Source organism: Salinibacterium sp. SWN1162 (assembly GCF_015864675.1).
Taxonomy (GTDB): domain Bacteria; phylum Actinomycetota; class Actinomycetes; order Actinomycetales; family Microbacteriaceae; genus Rhodoglobus.
Window position 1 is genome coordinate 203,198 of the sequence record NZ_JADYWT010000003.1, and the last position, 15,619, is coordinate 218,816.

The following is a 15,619-nucleotide window of genomic DNA, read 5'->3' on the forward strand; positions in this document are numbered from 1 at the left end:
GCTATTCGCGGCCGTCTTCGAGCGGGATGAGCATGGTGCGGAATTCGCCTTCTGCAGCGTGGATGTCCCAGATGCGTGACGCGACGTCGTCGATGCCATTGGGAAGCTGAAGCTTGGGGATGCCGCCCGGGATGACGAGCTGACGAACGCGGATCCCCTCGCTTTCGAGCGCCTCGTGAAGCATCTCGCCGTACGCACTTTCGGCGGGGAACGCGAGCGACGTTCCCGCAAAACCGGCGCGCGACTTCACCGAGGTGCCTCCATTAATCAGGATGATGCTGCCGTGACCAGCCTCACGCATGGCAGGCAGCACCGAGCGCACGGTGTGAATGAGGCCGAGGGCGGAGAACTGCAGCGCTTCTTGTGCCAGTTCGGGAGTCAGGTCGAGCACTGGCTTGAGGTAATCGCGCGAGGGAAGCGGGCTGTACTGCACAGCCGTGATCGGCCCGAGCTCGGTTGCGGCACTGGCGAGAGCGGCCTCCAGCTGGGCTGGCTCGCGCACGTCGGCGGCAAAACCGCGGGCGGTTACGCCATCGGCTTCGAGCTCAGCGGCGAGCGCATCGAGCTTCGACTGGTCCCGTGAGATGAGGGCGACTGCGAAGCCTTCGCGTCCGAACCTGCGGGCGACTGCTGCGCCGAGTCCTGGGCCTGCTCCGATGATGGCGATGACGGGCATGGGGTTCCTTCGATTGAAGTGTTCGGCAGGTAGCGCCTGCCCTCGAAGAGCCTAGCGGGAAGCGTTCGTGAGGCAGGGGTTAGGCATGCAACAGCCCGTGCTGATCATCCTTGCCCAAACTCCACAACGAGTGCTTGTGGGCTGGCGGCCGCAGCTCGCCTGCGAGAGGTGACCAGCCCTCGCACTACGCTTGGGCACATGCCCGAGAGAATCGACGGAACAAAGGTCCCTCAGAAAGAAGCGATTAGCGCGTGGGCGGAGGTGGCGCTGCCTCACCTGATCGAAGTCGCCAGAGATGGAACGACAATTCCCTACAAGGCGCTTGCCAACTATGTTCGAGAGCGCACAGGCATCAACACACGGCAGTTGATCTATCAGTGGATCGGAGATGTGCTCGGGGAGGTCGGCGAGGAAGCCGAGCGACGAGGAGAGCCACATTTGGTGTCGCTGTGCGTGAACATCGAGGGCAGCGTAGGTACTGGGTACTTGTGGGCTCCTCCAGATGCCACACAAGAAGAACGGGATAGCCTCGCGCAGCAGCACCGGGCTGAGTGCTATGCCCGCTACGCGCTGGGCGCAGAGCTTGCGCAGACGTCTGCGCGCGACGCGCTAATTCCTCCCACAGAGGACGATCTGGAAGGCGTTGACGAAGGCGGGCTCTCCGTACGACAACATCTAGTTCGTGAGCGAGACCGCGGCTTACGCAAGCGAAAGATCGACGCGGTACGCAAATCTGGCCAAGCAATCGAGTGCGAAGTCTGCAAGTTCAACTTCGGAGAAGTGTACGGAGAGCACGGCCGCGATTACTGCGAAGTGCACCACCGCATCCCGCTGCACGAATCCGGGCAGACGACCACCAAACTCAAAGACCTCGCGATTCTCTGCGCAAACTGTCACCGGATGATCCACCGACGCAACCCGTGGCTCACTGTCCAGGGTCTAACTGAGCTCGTCGCGCAATCAGGATCGACGGCAAGGATCCGAAATGCAAGCGATTTCCAAAAGTCGACGCGCCAAAGCTAACACCACAAGACCTCTAGTAGCTGAAACCGAATTCCACGACGTCGTGGACACCTACGGACGCCTCTAAGACGCGCGACTTCATTTGCGAAATCAGGAAGGTTTACGGCTTCAAAGCGACTCTCGCGTTGCACCCGCCCAACGCCGCCTACGCAGGACGGTCTACTTCAGTAGAACAGGTGACCGTGGGAGGGATCGTCAGTGCTTCTCCGTTAGTGGTTTCCGTGAACCCATGGCGTCGATCTCAGATCTCGGCGACTCCGCCCGCTCGGCAATCGCGCTCGCTAGGCTTACGCCATGACTGATGTTAGCGACAGCGATGTACTCGACGAAGATGTATCCCCGAAGGGCTCCTTGGACGAGAGCTATGAAGGGGAGACCATCGAGTTATTCGATATCGACCCAGAGGACGAAATCGTTGCAACGACTTACGAAATCACGTCTTATGGCGCCGATTACGACGTCGAAGGATTGATACGACGCATGGACAAGAACGACATCATCGTTCCGTCATTCGAACCGTCACAGCCGGGTCTTGAAGTCGCAGCTTTTCAACGCGGGTTTGTCTGGCGAAAAACACAGATGAGTCGGTTCATCGAGAGCCTCCTGCTGGGCCTCCCCGTACCGGGCATATTCCTTGTGAAGGACCGCGACAACCGTCTTCTGGTTCTCGATGGCCAGCAGCGCCTCAGGACGCTACAAAAGTTCTACCACGGCAAGATCGACGATCGAACTTTCCGCCTACTCGGCGTACAAGAGCCATTTGAGGGGCAGTCGTATCAGGATTTGCGTCCGGAGGATCGCCGCCGACTCGACGACAGCATCATTCATGCGACTGTTCTGCGCGATGAGTCGACAAGTGGCTCACAAGATGCGGTTTATTCAATCTACGAACGCCTTAATACAGGCGGAAGTCCGTTGCAGCCCCAAGAAATCCGAATTGCGCTCTACGAGGGCGAATTTCTTAGAGGTATCGCTCGTTTGAACGAGGATCGGTGTTGGCGAAATCTCTACGGGCCACGATCCACGCGCTTCCGGGATCACGAACTCATACTTAGAGCGCTCGCCCTTCACGAGTGGCAAGGCAGTTACCGCAAGCCACTGAAAACGTTCCTGAATGCCTATCTCAGCGCTCACCGCGAGGATACAGTCACGAGTGAAACTGGACTCGGAAAAGTGTTCCTTGAGGCCGTTCACGCGATCGATGACACGCTTGGGAAACCTGCGTTTCGACCCGAACGTGCCCTCAACGTAGCCTTCGCAGACTCCGTGCTGGTAGGAGTAATACGCCGCCTATCTGAGAACGCGCCATTCGCTGAAGGGGAGCTAGCAAGTGCCTACGAAAATCTCGTTCGAGATGAAGAATTCACCGCGGCCACGACATTCCGAACTTCCGACGAAGACTACGTCAACCTCCGCTTAAATAAGGCGACCGCCGCCTTCGCGAGTTAGTCTGAGATGCCCCGCCTCTACGGTGCCGACGAAGTACACAGTCAGCAGCAGAAACTCAATACTGTGTTCGCCCTCATTGACGGGAGCGACGTGGGCAGCGAAGCGCGTTCACACTACGCGCGCTACCTTTGCATTAGACTCGCGGGCTTCGCCGAGCAGTCTCTGAAAGATCTTGTTTCCGCTCACGCACGAAACCAATCTACGGCGTCAGTCCACCGTTTCGTCGAGGGGCGTATGGGGAAACTGTGGGGCATTAATCAGACGAAGCTGAAAGAGACTTTAGACTCCCTAAATCCTGAGTGGTGGTCCGTGCTTGTGGAAAAGCACCCGGAAGAAGTCGAGGCGCTCCAAAGCGTTGGAAAGCTGCGAGATAACATCTCCCACGGCGGCAACAGCGGTATCGGGCTGGCTCAAGTTCAGCAATATCGCGACGCGATCTTTCGCTTGGTGGCATATCTTTGTGAGTTGCTCGACCCAAAGCCTGCTTCCCGGTGAATAGAACCGTGCCAAGGCTAAACCTCGTATCTTCGTAGACGCGGGAGAGGCGGAACCGTGCAGTTTGGGTTTTCAACGGCCAGCAGCTGAGCAAAGGATGCAGTCGCGCACGCAATAATCACTGCCAACCCTGGCGAATGAAACTCGGAACACCATCAGAGAACACCGCTGTTTTTTCTTGACCGATCACGGGCTCAAACCGTCGTACACCGCATTGGCTTCAGCGAGAATCTTCCTTGCCGCGAAAACCACAGCCCGCATCGCAAGCCGCAGCTGACTTCGCGATCCGGGCGCAAAACCGCGGAACTATCCATCGTCGAACCTCGAGATTCAATGCGGATGGCCTCGCAGTCGGCACCTGCTGTAGTTCAATTACAGCAGTGTCCGTTCTTAGGCACTGAATCGACTAAGGGCTTTCGGAACTATTCGTTCGGCGCGCGAGACACGATATCCGTGTGAAGGTCTTCTAGCGCGCTTTCAATCTCCCAAAACTCCTGCGCCAATTCTCGAAGTGACTCCGCGCTGAAGCCCATGATTTCTCGCTCAGGCGCTTGAGTTCGAAAACTCCGCTTCATCGCAAGGAACTGATGGGGCGAGCCTGTCTTCGAATTGATGTGGGATTCACCGTTTGTGAAAAACCCATGCACCACGAAATGCCGCAGTTCCAACGCGAGTTTGAAACGCACCCGAAGCTCATCTGGGGCCACCCCCTGGAGTGCTTTCAGCAAACTGGAGCTTGTGTCGTCGTACCCCTTCGCACGTCGTTCGTAAGTTCCCGAGCCTGCCTGGATCAGAGTTCCTGCTGCGTCCTCAGCCCACGCAGCGGCAATCACAACCTCACCAATTAGGTGAGGCAATTCTAGAGAAGGTAGCCGATACGAGTGGCCCTTATCGAGCTCGCCTGAATTCGCACGTTGTTTGCGAACTCGGGAATCGACCTGATGGAGAAGAGACTTCGAAAGACTGATTTGTTCAGCTTGCGATAGGTCCTCGATATTCGCAGGTAACCCCTCTGCGATGAACTTATTGACCAAGTTCTCAACGTCGTCTACCATTCCTCGACCATGGCACAAAAACGTCACGTTCTCCTTCCCCACACGCAGAACGCTGAGACTCAAAACAGGTGATCGAGGAGTGCCCCGTTCAAGGGGAGTGATTTCGACTCGAACCGAAAGCAAGAATGCGGGGCAATTTCGCGAGGGGCAGATAGAGACCCGAGCACCAAAAGGGAGTTCTGTGCGCATTCTGCGGGACTAAGAAATCCCCGTAGCGGAATCTGGCAGTTGAAACGGAACTCCACCGCGTTCCGTAGCCGATTAACCTCGGTGTGCTGTTCATATGACCAGCAATGTCTCAAATGGCCGGTCGCCGCGGCGATCAAGTCGAAGTCCTTGTCGACGGCGAGCAGAGTGAACCCCACATTCTCCGCCGTCGTTGCAATAACGAGGCCCGGTACTGACCGCTCGCGGTGCTTGCCGTGGTCGGCAAGGAGCGTCTGCACTTTCCATGCACGATCCTCCATCGAGCGCGTCAGCCGTTCGATGGGCATCAACGACAGCGGCGGCACATCGAAGACCATCCGTCCCTCCTCTCCTGAGCGCACGAAAAGGCGATCTCAGCGCAACCTCCACCGGCGCGGAATCGCCACCGCGCCCAGCACCGGCGCCGTGCAACGACAATAGAATTGCCGGAGCCCAACGAAGGAGATATATGTGCCGCGTCCTCGCCTACCTCGGTCCTGAGACACCATTGGAGAACCTCCTCCTCAAGCCAGAGAACAGCCTGATCAACCAGGCACTCGACCCTGAACGGCACCCCGAGCTCCAGTTGGCCGGATGGGGATTCGGGATCTGGGGCGAGCACCTGTTGAAGCCCGAAGAGCCCTTCATTTACCGCCGACCCATGGCGGCCTTTTACGACGACAACGCCAGCCGGATGATCCCCAGCCTCCAGGCCAGCACGATGCTGGCGCATGTGCGAGCCGCGGCGTACGACTCGAAGGTCGTGATGGTCGACGAGAACTGCCACCCGTTCTCCTTCGAGGAGACCCCGTGGATCGTTGCCCAAAATGGCTACCTGCCCAACTGGCAGCTGCTGCAACGCGAGCTGCTGCAGCACTGCGAGGATCGCTATCTCAAACAGATGCGCGGGAACACGGACACCGAGTTCATCTACGTGCTACTCCTCTCGCTGCTCGAGGGTGACAGCAACGAGGACGTCCAACGAGCGATCGAGAAGCTCATCGAACTGATCGCCCAGGCGATGAAGGACCTCGACCTCGGCGCTCTGACCAAGCTGAAAATGGCCCTCGTGTCGGATGGCCGCATCATCGGGGTCAACGTCGGCCTCGGTCATCACGGTGAGACCAACCCCGCTGGTGACTGGAAGGAGCTGCGGAAGTCAGCCCCCGACAGCGACGACTTTGCGCTCTCGATGCTCCTCGAACCGATGCACCTACTGATGGGGCGCAACTTCGACAAGGACCCAACGACCTACGACTTTGAGGAGTGCGGCGAGGATGACGCGACCGGTGTCATATTCGCCTCCGAGCCCTTGACCGAGGGCGACGACTGGTCGCAGCTCAAGTTCGGCGAGATCGTCTTCCTCGAAAAAGACGGTGAGCGCATCACCAAAACCATCAACACCCTGAAGGTCTCAGCGCGCTAGGTGTTCTTCTCACGCGGGCTGTGAGCAGCCTGGCCCGACGGAAGACGAACGCGCCTATGCCCGGATCAGAAAGTCCCTAGTTGTTGAAGCGGAACTCCACGACGTCGCCATCCTGCATGACGTATTCCTTGCCCTCAACGCGGGCCTTGCCCTTGGAGCGAGCCTCCGCGATGGAGCTGGTCTCGACGGAGTCGAGAAATCGTGGAGTTCACTAGTAGGTAAGCAGGCCCCCTTAAGTTTTCAGCTCAACGCTTACAAACGGCGCGACTGATCGCCCCGCTAGTGCGCGGTAATCGCCCTTTCCTCGTCAGCAATGGCTTTATTGGAGAAAGACATGTCGATAAGGCCCAATGGAGTAACATTCGAGCCGTCCATGAGCTCGTTCAGCCCACGAATAATTCTGTTCCGCCCTCGATCGACATCGTTCACGCGCCGCATCCACTCTGGCACGGAAGCAGAAGTGTCAAAATTAGAGGCATTTCCATAGACCAAATCATGGCCAGGGGAGCCTTGAGTCAGTACGTCGAGGCTCTTTCGGACAACCGAGATTGCCTTTTGGGCCTTGGAAACGAAGCTCGCCACACGGGGTTCCCATAACCAATCTTCCGGAAAACTAGCCGATTCGATGATCTTCCCGGATCGGCGCGAACGAACGTTGCCGGTGCCAAGCGCTTCACTGATGTCCCGCATAGCTTCATCTACGTCATGGATTGATCCCTCTGAGCTCATCGAAGTCCGCATCGCAGCACGATAGAAAACGTTGCTGATTGCCAAATCGATGTCCTTCGACATTTCCGACACTCTCGGCAGCGACGAAACCTTTTTCCAGATGACGTGCGGAGATTTTTCGCCGAACTCGGCCATAAACAAAGCGTTGGCGGCATCTACCGCGCTTTGAGCATCTAAGCCCGATCCCAAAAACTGTTGATAAAATCTCTCGGCGAAAACCATTGCAACACCGTCTTCAACATCAGTATTCGTACCCACAGCCCACCCGCCAGAGGGGGCGAGAAACTCAAGAGGCTCAGGGCCTGTTACCGAGGTGTAACAACCGCTCAGATATACTCCCTCCAGAAAAGGGCTGGAAGATCGTACTTGTGAGAGCACCGATTCTATGGAGCACTTCACGAAAGCGCCCCGCTCTCTGACCACCAGCTCACCGCTAGATGTGCCGTGACCAATGAAATGGAATACCGTCGGCCGTACCGACGCGATAAAACTTGCGAGCCTGCTCCACTCGAGAGCACCGCTCGCGACGACGACATCCAAATGTTCAGATCGATGGGCCTCAAGCGCTCGCACCTCGCACCCGGCCCACGTCATCCGATCATCAGCACAATTCCACACCGCTATAGTCCTCATGGTGTACATGCTGCCATCAGAACTCGAAGTGCTCATCCCCCACGAAGCGCTGCCAACCAACGGGGCTTGGCGTTTGTCGAAATTTAAAGCTCAACGACGTATGAAATCAACAAATCGTTGCAGCCTGACTGACCGCCGCCGTAACCGCTTTCGCCCGGTCGTTCAAACATCGCGCCTATTCAGTAGCGGCTTCCCGCACAGCCTGAGGCCGACGCTCTGATTGGCAATTCGGCGCCACGATGTTGCGCTGATGACGAGTTTTACGAATTCTTCCCCGAAAGTTTTTGCAGGCTACTTGCATTCCGCTTTGTGATCAACGATTCAAGTTCGATTAAACGGGGCGATTTAGCAGGCCTAAATCGATTCGGTCCTGCCAAGTATCAAGAATGAATTCGGCGACAGTGACGGTGGCATTCAGGGCCAGCCGGGCATGGCGAGCTAACGCAACGCTCCGCTCGGACTTACCGTGATCGATACCGAGTTCATTGCGCAACTCAGCGAGCGTACCAACGGTCGTAACAAGAGTCCGCAAGATTTTTTGCGATGACTCACTTCCGCGAGTGGAGGCGGGGACAGATTCCGCACTCAATGCGAGAAGGTCAGCCACCCTTCTGTACAGCTGTGGCACGTCATCGGCTCGTGGGTAGTCGACAGAACTCTGGTCCAAGACGATCTTGAATAGACTCTCCAGCAGGCTCTTGCACGAAGAGATTGTGGCAGCGGGATCAGCGACGAGCCCGCCCCGAATTCGGGTTAGATGCTCCTGGAGCACGACTGGGTCAGTTAGCGGCCGTTCGTGGAGCCGAAGCTCAGGCGAGGCGCCATGAAAAGCGTCTGTGCGCCGCCAGCCGTAGACAGCATGACCGCTGATCCAGTCTTTGGCGTAAAGCGCGAAGCCGTCAATCCTTAGTATCTCGTTGAATTCCGCGAGAAGCTGGGCCACCTCGGTTTCATCTGGTCGCACGATGGGATGAATCATTTCTGCAAGGAACCTAAGGAACTCGTCATCTCCGGCGTACAGGAGACCGAACCGCGCGTCGGTGAAGACCCACCCGTCGCCCCAGTCATAATTCCGAACCTGATGTTGATAGATGTCTTGAAAGGCGTTCGAGTATCGATCGTCCGTGCTTGGCATGCTTCGCAGATCATAGATACGGGCCAGAAAGTCAGGTTCGTCGAGGCTGCCAGCCCACGGCAATTTGGACAGCGCAATCGAGTCAGCCATCCTTCGACGGGCAACTAAGGAAATCCGATGCTTAAACACTGCCATGGGACAGATGCTATTGGTCAACGTGTGGTCTAAACGAATTCGAACCGATTTCTTGTCGCGTTAGTCCAGAGGTTTCAAACTTGGGTTCGTCTGCGGCGGCAATTCCCAACCGTGGCGACTATGGATCTCCCTCACAAGGGTATCGGCGTTCGCCTGAAGCTTCGCCAGTGTTTCGCGGTCGAGCCCCACAGAACGAAAACGCCGGAGGTTCCCACTGAGCGCTTGCGCCCAACCCATAAGGCCATCGAGGTTATCCACCCTCTGCTCAATCGTGTCTCCGGGCCTTGCCAAATCCATCACTTGACGCCCAATCGTGGCTCCGAGCGCCCGTTCCGCCTCTAGCCACGCGTCGATGCTCACCTCCCCGTCAAGCTCATCGGCGAGAGCGACCATCGCGATCCTGAGATTTGCTAGACGATCGCCGATTGGCTCCGCTGTTGGATCGAAACCGATTAGGCGTTGCACCGCTTCTTGCAATGCGGACCATCTCGCATCCGCAGCGGCGCGCCTAGAGCTCTCCAGAGCCTCCTTGGCACGCTTATTTGATAGGTAGGTCCCACCGAATGCGATGGCCAGCGACAACACTGAGACAATCAACGCAGCAATATCCATGGCAAGATCCTTCCATATCGGTGCCCACAAGCCGACGAGGAGCCGGCAGGATTCTGGCTGCAATTCGTCCGCGACGGCTTGATGTTCCCCTGGACGACAAGCGAATTCGGCCGGAGCAATCACCTACCCCAGCGTGCTTAGACCACAGCCGAGGCAACACAGAAAGTCAAACGCAACTCGAGCGCGCTTTCCATCCCTCAACGAAACTCGTGCCCTGAAATGAGAGCTGGGAGCACGAGTAGAGAAAGACTCCGAGGCACAAGAACTCGATATTTCGAGCCAGTCGATTGTCGAAGCGTAAGTCAACGTTATCCTCGCGCCTGACATCTCTTTAAGCTCCCACCGAGCAAATCGCTAAAGTCCTTCAGTCTCCATTGGTTCCAGCAATTCGCCACTACGCCAGAGTTGCTCGTAAGCGTCACGCACGGCCGATGCTCCCACCGGATCATGGATTGGGACAATAATGCCCGGCCTAGTCCGTATAGAGTTCAGGCTGCTTCCGAATGACAGAACATGTCCGGAATCAGGGATGAAATAGCGATCATGCAATTTTTTCTGCGGCAGGCGCTTGACTATCGGCGGCGACGGAATCGCCCCAAGGCTCAGCTTCATGATCTCGTGCTGATCTGACATCTTCGTGCCTGTAAGAATACGTGTGACCGTAGAGAAACCAAGTACGTCACGCAGAGCCGCGGAGTCGAGGAAGGGATCGACAAGCATCCCTCCTGACGAGCCGGAGATGCTCTCGAGAATCCGGACGTGCGCGAACGGGTCATCCGGACTGATGACAACTGTTATCGGTTCGTTCGAATCCACGTCCACCTTGGGCCTATTCAGCGACCGCAGAACGCTTCTGCCCAATGCCGTCAATAGCATCCCCAACTCCGGGTCTAAAACCATCCAACCCACCCGGCCGAAGTAGCTGCCTGCACTTTCACCCGTATCGGGGACGGCCCTTTTGCGAAAAGACCCATCCGAACCGTAGAAATCGTCTTCAAACAAATGTCGATACTCGACTTGTCGGCGATCGGGACCGTTTGCGTAACTTTCAAGAGCCGCCGAGCTCAGCAGTGCGCCTGTGCCCGTAACCGCCTCTACGTAAGCGAGGACCCGGTGGGTGGTTTCGTCGGCGATCATATTTCGAATGCTAGCGTGAACAGCAGGCCACCTGCCGATCATCTCGCTGGGGCTCGCTAGTTGTTGAAGCGGAACTCCATGACCCCGCCACCCTGCATGACGTATTCCTTGCCCTCAACGCGGGCCTTGCCCTTGGAGCGAGCTTTCGCGATGGGGCCGTCTCGACGGGGTCTTCGAAGCCGATGGCCTCAGCCTTGATGAAGCCCTTTCCAAAGGCAGAGTGGATTGCGCCGGCAGCCTGAGGCGCCTTGGCCCCCTTAGGGATCGTCAGGGCGCGAGTCTCATTCGGGTCAGCCGTGAGCTAGGCCTGCAGGGCGAAAGCGTCGAAGCCGATGCGCGCGAGCTCGTCGAGACCACTCTCGTCCTGACCTGTGCCCGCGAGAAGCTCCGCGGCATCCCCGTCGTCGAGGTCGATGCGTTCGGCCTCCAACTTGGTATCGAGGAAGATGCACTCCGCGGGAGCAACTAGTGGCCCGGTTCAGCGATCTTGTCGGAGCCGCCCCAGCGCCGGTTCATCGACGACAAAAGGTGAGTCAACTGCCGATTAGCGGGAAATTTGCTAGCTGATCTTGTCGCAATGCGCAGCCGTCTCGCTTTTTTCTATTCGAATCGCGATGAGCGCGAATAGTGAACCAATGATGAGCACGAACGCTACAAAACGCAATAGCCACATCGCCATCAGGAAAACCACGAGCCCAACCAGAAAGGTGAGCAATAACGCGACGCACAGAACAAGAATGGCTGCGAGCTGGAAAAACGCGATCGCACGCACCCAGTGAGCCAAATACACAAAGGTTGAGTCCTCTGCCGAAACAATGGGCCCCAGAAACGAGGAAAGGGCCAATATCACGCCAACAAGAGCGAACGCCATGCCCAACCAAACTGAAACGCTCCGACGTGCAAGTCGGTACCAGGCCACGCGTTCAGACTCCTGTGGCGGTAAAGCAGCAATCCACAGGGCGACCAACGAAAACGCAATGCCCAGAATCGCTATGCCTACAGGATTTATGAGTGCGGCGGCGGCGTAGGCAGATGTGAAAAGGATCGCGACGACAATAACAGCTACAGCGAGCAGCGACATCGCGAAAAGGCCGTAAACTCTAGGGCCCTTCCCGCTTGAAGATTCCTCATCAACTTGCGTCTGCTTCACTCTTCACCGAACCTCAGCACCTGCCCCCTAGTTGTTGAAGCGGAACTCCACGACGTCGCCATCCTGCATCACGTATTCCTTGCCCTCAACGCGAGCCTTGCCCTTGGAGCGAGCCTCCGCGATGGAGCCGGTCTCGACGAGGTCTTCGAAGCCGATGACCTCGGCCTTGATGAAGCCCTTTTCGAAGTCAGTGTGGATGATGCCGGCAGCCTGAGGTGCCTTGGCACCCTTCGGGATCGTCCAGGCGCGAGTCTCTTTCGGGCCGGCCGTGAGGTACGTCTGCAGACCGAGAGTGTCGAAGCCGATGCGGGCGAGCTGGTCGAGACCGCTCTCTTCTTGACCGGTGCTCGCGAGAAGTTCTGCTGCATCCTCGTCGTCGAGGTCGATGAGCTCGGCCTCCAACTTGGCATCGAGGAAGATCGCCTTCGCGGGGGCAACCAGGGCCGCCAATTCGGCAAGCTTCTCGGTGCTGCCCAGCACCGCTTCATCCACGTTGAAAACGTAAATGAACGGCTTGGAGGTGAGTAGACCCAGTTCGCGGATCAGCTCGAGTTCAATCTTGGTGGCCTCAGACAGGGGCTTGCCCTCGTTGAGGAACGCCTGCGCAGCGAGCGCGGCCTCGAGAACAGCAGGCTCAACGCGCTTGGTCTTGAGCTCCTTCTCGTACCGAGCAACAGCCTTTTCGACGGTCTGCAGGTCGGCGAGAATCAGCTCGGTGTTGATGGTCTCCATGTCGGATGCCGCATCAACCTTGCCGTCGACGTGAATAACATCCGGGTCGCTAAAGCCGCGCACGACCTGAGCGATAGCGTCAGCCTCGCGGATGTTCGCCAAGAACTTGTTGCCCAGGCCTTCGCCCTCGCTGGCGCCCTGCACGATGCCGGCGATGTCAACGAAGGAGACAGGAGCAGGCAGGATGCGCTCACTGCCGAAGATGCCGGCCAGCACCTTGAGGCGCGGGTCGGGGAGGTTGACGATGCCCACGTTCGGCTCGATGGTCGCGAACGGATAGTTCGCGGCGAGCACCGAGTTCTTGGTCAGAGCGTTGAAGAGGGTGGACTTGCCGACATTCGGGAGTCCAACGATTGCAATAGTGAGAGCCACGGGAATCAATCCTACCGGCGATGGCGGCCCCGAGGAACGGGACCGCCATCGCGAAGGTAAAGCAGGCTAGTTGTTAGCCGTTGTTCTGCGGGAAGCCGAGGTTGATTCCACCGTGGCTGGGGTCGAGCCAACGGCTGGTGACAGCCTTCTGACGAGTGAAGAAACGGATGGCGTCGGGGCCATACGCCTTCGTGTCACCAAACGCGGAGTCTTTCCAACCACCGAAGGAGAAGTACGCCACCGGAACGGGGATCGGTACGTTGATGCCGACCATGCCGACCTCAACTTCGCGCTGGAAGCGACGAGCCGCTCCGCCATCGTTCGTGAAGATCGCGGTGCCGTTCCCGTACTGCGAGGAGTTGATCAGCTCGAGACCCTCTTCATAGGTGGCGACGCGAATGACGCTGAGTACCGGTCCGAAGATCTCGTGCTTGTAGACGTCGGAGTCGGTCGATACGTTGTCGATGAGCGTCGGGCCGAGCCAGAAGCCGTTAGCGTCGCCATCGATCTCGATGCCGCGACCATCAACAACAACCGTCGCGCCGTCGGTCTCCGCAATCTCGATGTAGCTGGCAACCTTGTCGCGGTGCTGGGCCGTGATGAGCGGGCCCATGTCGCAGCCGCGCGTGCCGTCACCGGTACGCAGCGTCGCCATGCGCTCGCTGACCTTGGCGATGAGTTCATCAGCAACAGGCTCAACAGCTACGACGACCGAGACGGCCATGCAGCGCTCGCCAGCGGAACCGAAACCGGCATTGACGGCAGAGTCGGCAACGAGGTCGAGGTCGGCATCCGGAAGCACCAGCATGTGGTTCTTGGCGCCACCGAGAGCCTGAACGCGCTTGCCGTGGTGGGCAGCGGTTTCGTAAATGTACTTAGCGATCGGGGTGGAACCAACGAACGAAACGCTAGCGACATCCGGATGCTCGAGAAGAGTGTCAACGGCGACCTTGTCACCGTGAACCACGTTGAAGACACCATCGGGAAGGCCGGCCTCGGTGAAGAGTTCTGCCATCCAGAGCGATGCGGACGGGTCCTTCTCGCTGGGCTTCAACACAACAGTGTTACCGGCGGCGACAGCCATCGGGAAGAACCACATCGGCACCATGGCCGGGAAGTTGAAGGGGCTGATGATCGAGACAACACCGAGCGGCTGCTGCAACGAGTACACGTCAACACCGGTCGAGACGTTTTCGCTGTACTCGCCCTTGCTGAGCTGAGCGATGCCACAGGCGAAGTCGAGAACTTCGAGGCCACGAGCGATCTCGCCAGCAGCATCCGAAAGAACCTTGCCGTGCTCGGCGGTGATGATGGCAGCGAGCTCATCCTTGCGAGCGTTGAAGAGCTCACGGAAGGCGAACATCACAGCGGTGCGCTTTGCAAGTGAGGTGTTGCCCCAGGCGGGGAACGCAGCCTTGGCAGCGGCAACACCAGCGTTGACGTCAGCGACGGATGCGAGAGGAACCGTGCGAGCGACAGCACCGGTTGCGGGGTTGAAGACATCGCCACGGTTGGGCGAGTCGCCCTCGGTAGCGGCGCCGTTGATCCAGTGGGGAATCGTGGAGTACATGGGCCTACTTTCGTCGGAAGTAGCCCCAGTCTGCAGCCTTTGAAATCTGCAATCAAGACCTATTAGTGCACGGGCAATCTGCAAAAACGCACAGACCGTGCGGGGGCCCCATCGGCCGGCTTAGCGCCGCACTATTCGAGGGGCAATAACTCCGAACCGCGACGCGCAACTTCGCGATGTAAAGCGGCTCTGACCAGCTGAACGGCCTCAATATCCGCGGCCTCTTTTCGCACCGACAGCGCGAATTCCAGACGGAAGCTGACCTCCTCGGGCAGCACGGCCACGAGGCCCGGTTCGGGCTCGGCCATGAAGGCGTGCAGGAGCCCAATGCCGGCTCCCTGACGCGTGGCCTCGAGCTGCGCAAACACACTCGTCGAGCCGAAACCCACACGCATGCCGCCGAGCACCGGAGCAAGGTCGAGCTCGCGAACCGTGAGCAGGGCATCCACATAGAAGACCAGCGGATGCGCGTCGAGGTCAGCCACCGAACGGATCGGCGGATGCGAAGCTACATAGCCAGGCGAGGCGTAGAGGCGCAGCGCGTAGGCGGCGAGGGGTTCGGAGGCGAGGCGCGAGGTCGCCGTTGTGCCGATCGTGATCGCGAGGTCGAAGCCCGCACCGCGCAGACTGAGCGGTCGTGTTGAAGTGACCAACTCGACCGTGATGGACGGATGCTCCGCCTGCACCGCCGCGAGCGCTGCGGTCACAAAGGTGGCCCCAAAGCCGTCGGGCGCCACGATGCGCACGGTGCCGCGCACTTCGTCGGCTCCCCCGCTGGTCGCCCCCACAACGTTTTCGACGATGTTCTCAAGGCCGGCGGCACGAGTGGCTACCTCTTTGCCGATGGCGGTGAGTTCCCAGCCATCGGCGCCGCGGTCGAGCAGGCGTACGCCGAGCGCGGCCTCGAGGCGATCGATACGGCGACGCACGGTCGTGTGGTCGACGCCGAGCAGAGTGGCGGCAGACACCATCCGGCCCGCCCGCGCCACAGCAATGAGGTACCGCAGATCGTCGGTGCTCACATCGAGCGGATGCACGGAGTCGCTGGCCATGCCCTTAACTGTAGGGGCGGTTGGGGATGAGCGCTGCGCTAGTGGAGCGCGC

General features: G+C 58.5%; 15 protein-coding genes and 2 pseudogenes. 4 read left to right on the top strand and 13 right to left on the bottom strand.

The annotated features are described in order from the left end of the window. Position 1: 1 nt before the first annotated feature. On the bottom strand, positions 2-676 hold the full coding sequence (locus I6E58_RS12330) for an SDR family oxidoreductase (protein ID WP_197134132.1): 675 nt from the start codon (positions 674-676) through the stop codon (positions 2-4). Positions 677-937: 261 nt separating this feature from the next. Here I6E58_RS12330 and I6E58_RS12335 point away from each other — a divergent pair, with 261 nt between their 5' ends. The 3 genes from I6E58_RS12335 to I6E58_RS12345 all read left to right on the top strand — a co-directional run bounded on the left by I6E58_RS12335 (position 938) and on the right by I6E58_RS12345 (position 3,643). After that, positions 938-1,699, top strand: coding sequence for an HNH endonuclease (locus I6E58_RS12335; RefSeq protein WP_197134134.1), 762 nt, complete (start codon positions 938-940; stop codon positions 1,697-1,699). A 294-nt stretch (positions 1,700-1,993) separates the two neighbouring features. Continuing rightward, on the top strand, positions 1,994-3,148 hold the full coding sequence (locus I6E58_RS12340) for a DUF262 domain-containing protein (protein WP_197134136.1): 1,155 nt from the start codon (positions 1,994-1,996) through the stop codon (positions 3,146-3,148). A 6-nt stretch (positions 3,149-3,154) separates the two neighbouring features. After that, on the top strand, positions 3,155-3,643 hold the full coding sequence (locus I6E58_RS12345) for a HEPN domain-containing protein (protein ID WP_197134138.1): 489 nt from the start codon (positions 3,155-3,157) through the stop codon (positions 3,641-3,643). Between the two features lie 422 nt (positions 3,644-4,065). Here I6E58_RS12345 and I6E58_RS12350 read toward each other — a convergent pair whose 3' ends face one another. Then, on the bottom strand, positions 4,066-4,698 hold the full coding sequence (locus I6E58_RS12350; RefSeq protein WP_197134140.1) for a hypothetical protein: 633 nt from the start codon (positions 4,696-4,698) through the stop codon (positions 4,066-4,068). Positions 4,699-4,757: 59 nt separating this feature from the next. Beyond that, positions 4,758-5,222: a hypothetical protein gene (locus tag I6E58_RS12355; protein ID WP_197134142.1), complete on the bottom strand. Its 465-nt coding sequence runs from the start codon at positions 5,220-5,222 to the stop codon at positions 4,758-4,760. A 131-nt stretch (positions 5,223-5,353) separates the two neighbouring features. Between I6E58_RS12355 and I6E58_RS12360 the strand changes: the two genes are divergently transcribed. Next, a complete protein-coding gene (locus I6E58_RS12360) occupies positions 5,354-6,310 on the top strand; it encodes a class II glutamine amidotransferase (RefSeq protein ID WP_197134144.1) in 957 nt (318 codons plus the stop codon). 76 nt (positions 6,311-6,386) lie between these two features. On the opposite strand, the pseudogene I6E58_RS12365 reads toward I6E58_RS12360, so the two are convergent. The 10 genes and pseudogenes from I6E58_RS12365 to I6E58_RS12410 form a co-directional block, all read right to left on the bottom strand. Further along, positions 6,387-6,509, bottom strand: a pseudogene (locus tag I6E58_RS12365) (DUF933 domain-containing protein); the annotation flags it as partial. A gap of 80 nt (positions 6,510-6,589) precedes the next feature. Beyond that, positions 6,590-7,297, bottom strand: a complete 708-nt coding sequence (locus I6E58_RS12370) for a hypothetical protein (RefSeq protein ID WP_197134146.1) — start codon at positions 7,295-7,297, stop codon at positions 6,590-6,592. Between the two features lie 706 nt (positions 7,298-8,003). Next, positions 8,004-8,942 carry an abortive infection family protein gene (locus I6E58_RS12375; protein ID WP_197134149.1) on the bottom strand — a complete coding sequence of 313 codons (939 nt, stop codon included), beginning with the start codon at positions 8,940-8,942 and terminating at the stop codon, positions 8,004-8,006. 60 nt (positions 8,943-9,002) lie between these two features. After that, positions 9,003-9,554, bottom strand: coding sequence for a hypothetical protein (locus I6E58_RS12380; protein ID WP_197134152.1), 552 nt, complete (start codon positions 9,552-9,554; stop codon positions 9,003-9,005). 354 nt (positions 9,555-9,908) lie between these two features. After that, complete coding sequence (locus I6E58_RS12385; protein WP_197134155.1) at positions 9,909-10,691, bottom strand: hypothetical protein; 783 nt, start codon at positions 10,689-10,691, stop codon at positions 9,909-9,911. A gap of 56 nt (positions 10,692-10,747) precedes the next feature. Then, positions 10,748-11,160, bottom strand: a pseudogene (locus I6E58_RS12390) (DUF933 domain-containing protein); the annotation flags it as partial. Positions 11,161-11,250: 90 nt separating this feature from the next. Further along, positions 11,251-11,841, bottom strand: a complete 591-nt coding sequence (locus tag I6E58_RS12395) for a hypothetical protein (protein ID WP_197134158.1) — start codon at positions 11,839-11,841, stop codon at positions 11,251-11,253. A 27-nt stretch (positions 11,842-11,868) separates the two neighbouring features. Next, positions 11,869-12,945, bottom strand: coding sequence for a redox-regulated ATPase YchF (gene ychF / locus I6E58_RS12400; protein WP_197134161.1), 1,077 nt, complete (start codon positions 12,943-12,945; stop codon positions 11,869-11,871). A 73-nt stretch (positions 12,946-13,018) separates the two neighbouring features. Beyond that, a complete protein-coding gene (locus I6E58_RS12405; protein ID WP_129073275.1) occupies positions 13,019-14,515 on the bottom strand; it encodes a CoA-acylating methylmalonate-semialdehyde dehydrogenase in 1,497 nt (498 codons plus the stop codon). 131 nt (positions 14,516-14,646) lie between these two features. Then, positions 14,647-15,567, bottom strand: a complete 921-nt coding sequence (locus I6E58_RS12410) for a LysR family transcriptional regulator (RefSeq protein WP_197134164.1) — start codon at positions 15,565-15,567, stop codon at positions 14,647-14,649. Positions 15,568-15,619 lie beyond the last annotated feature (52 nt).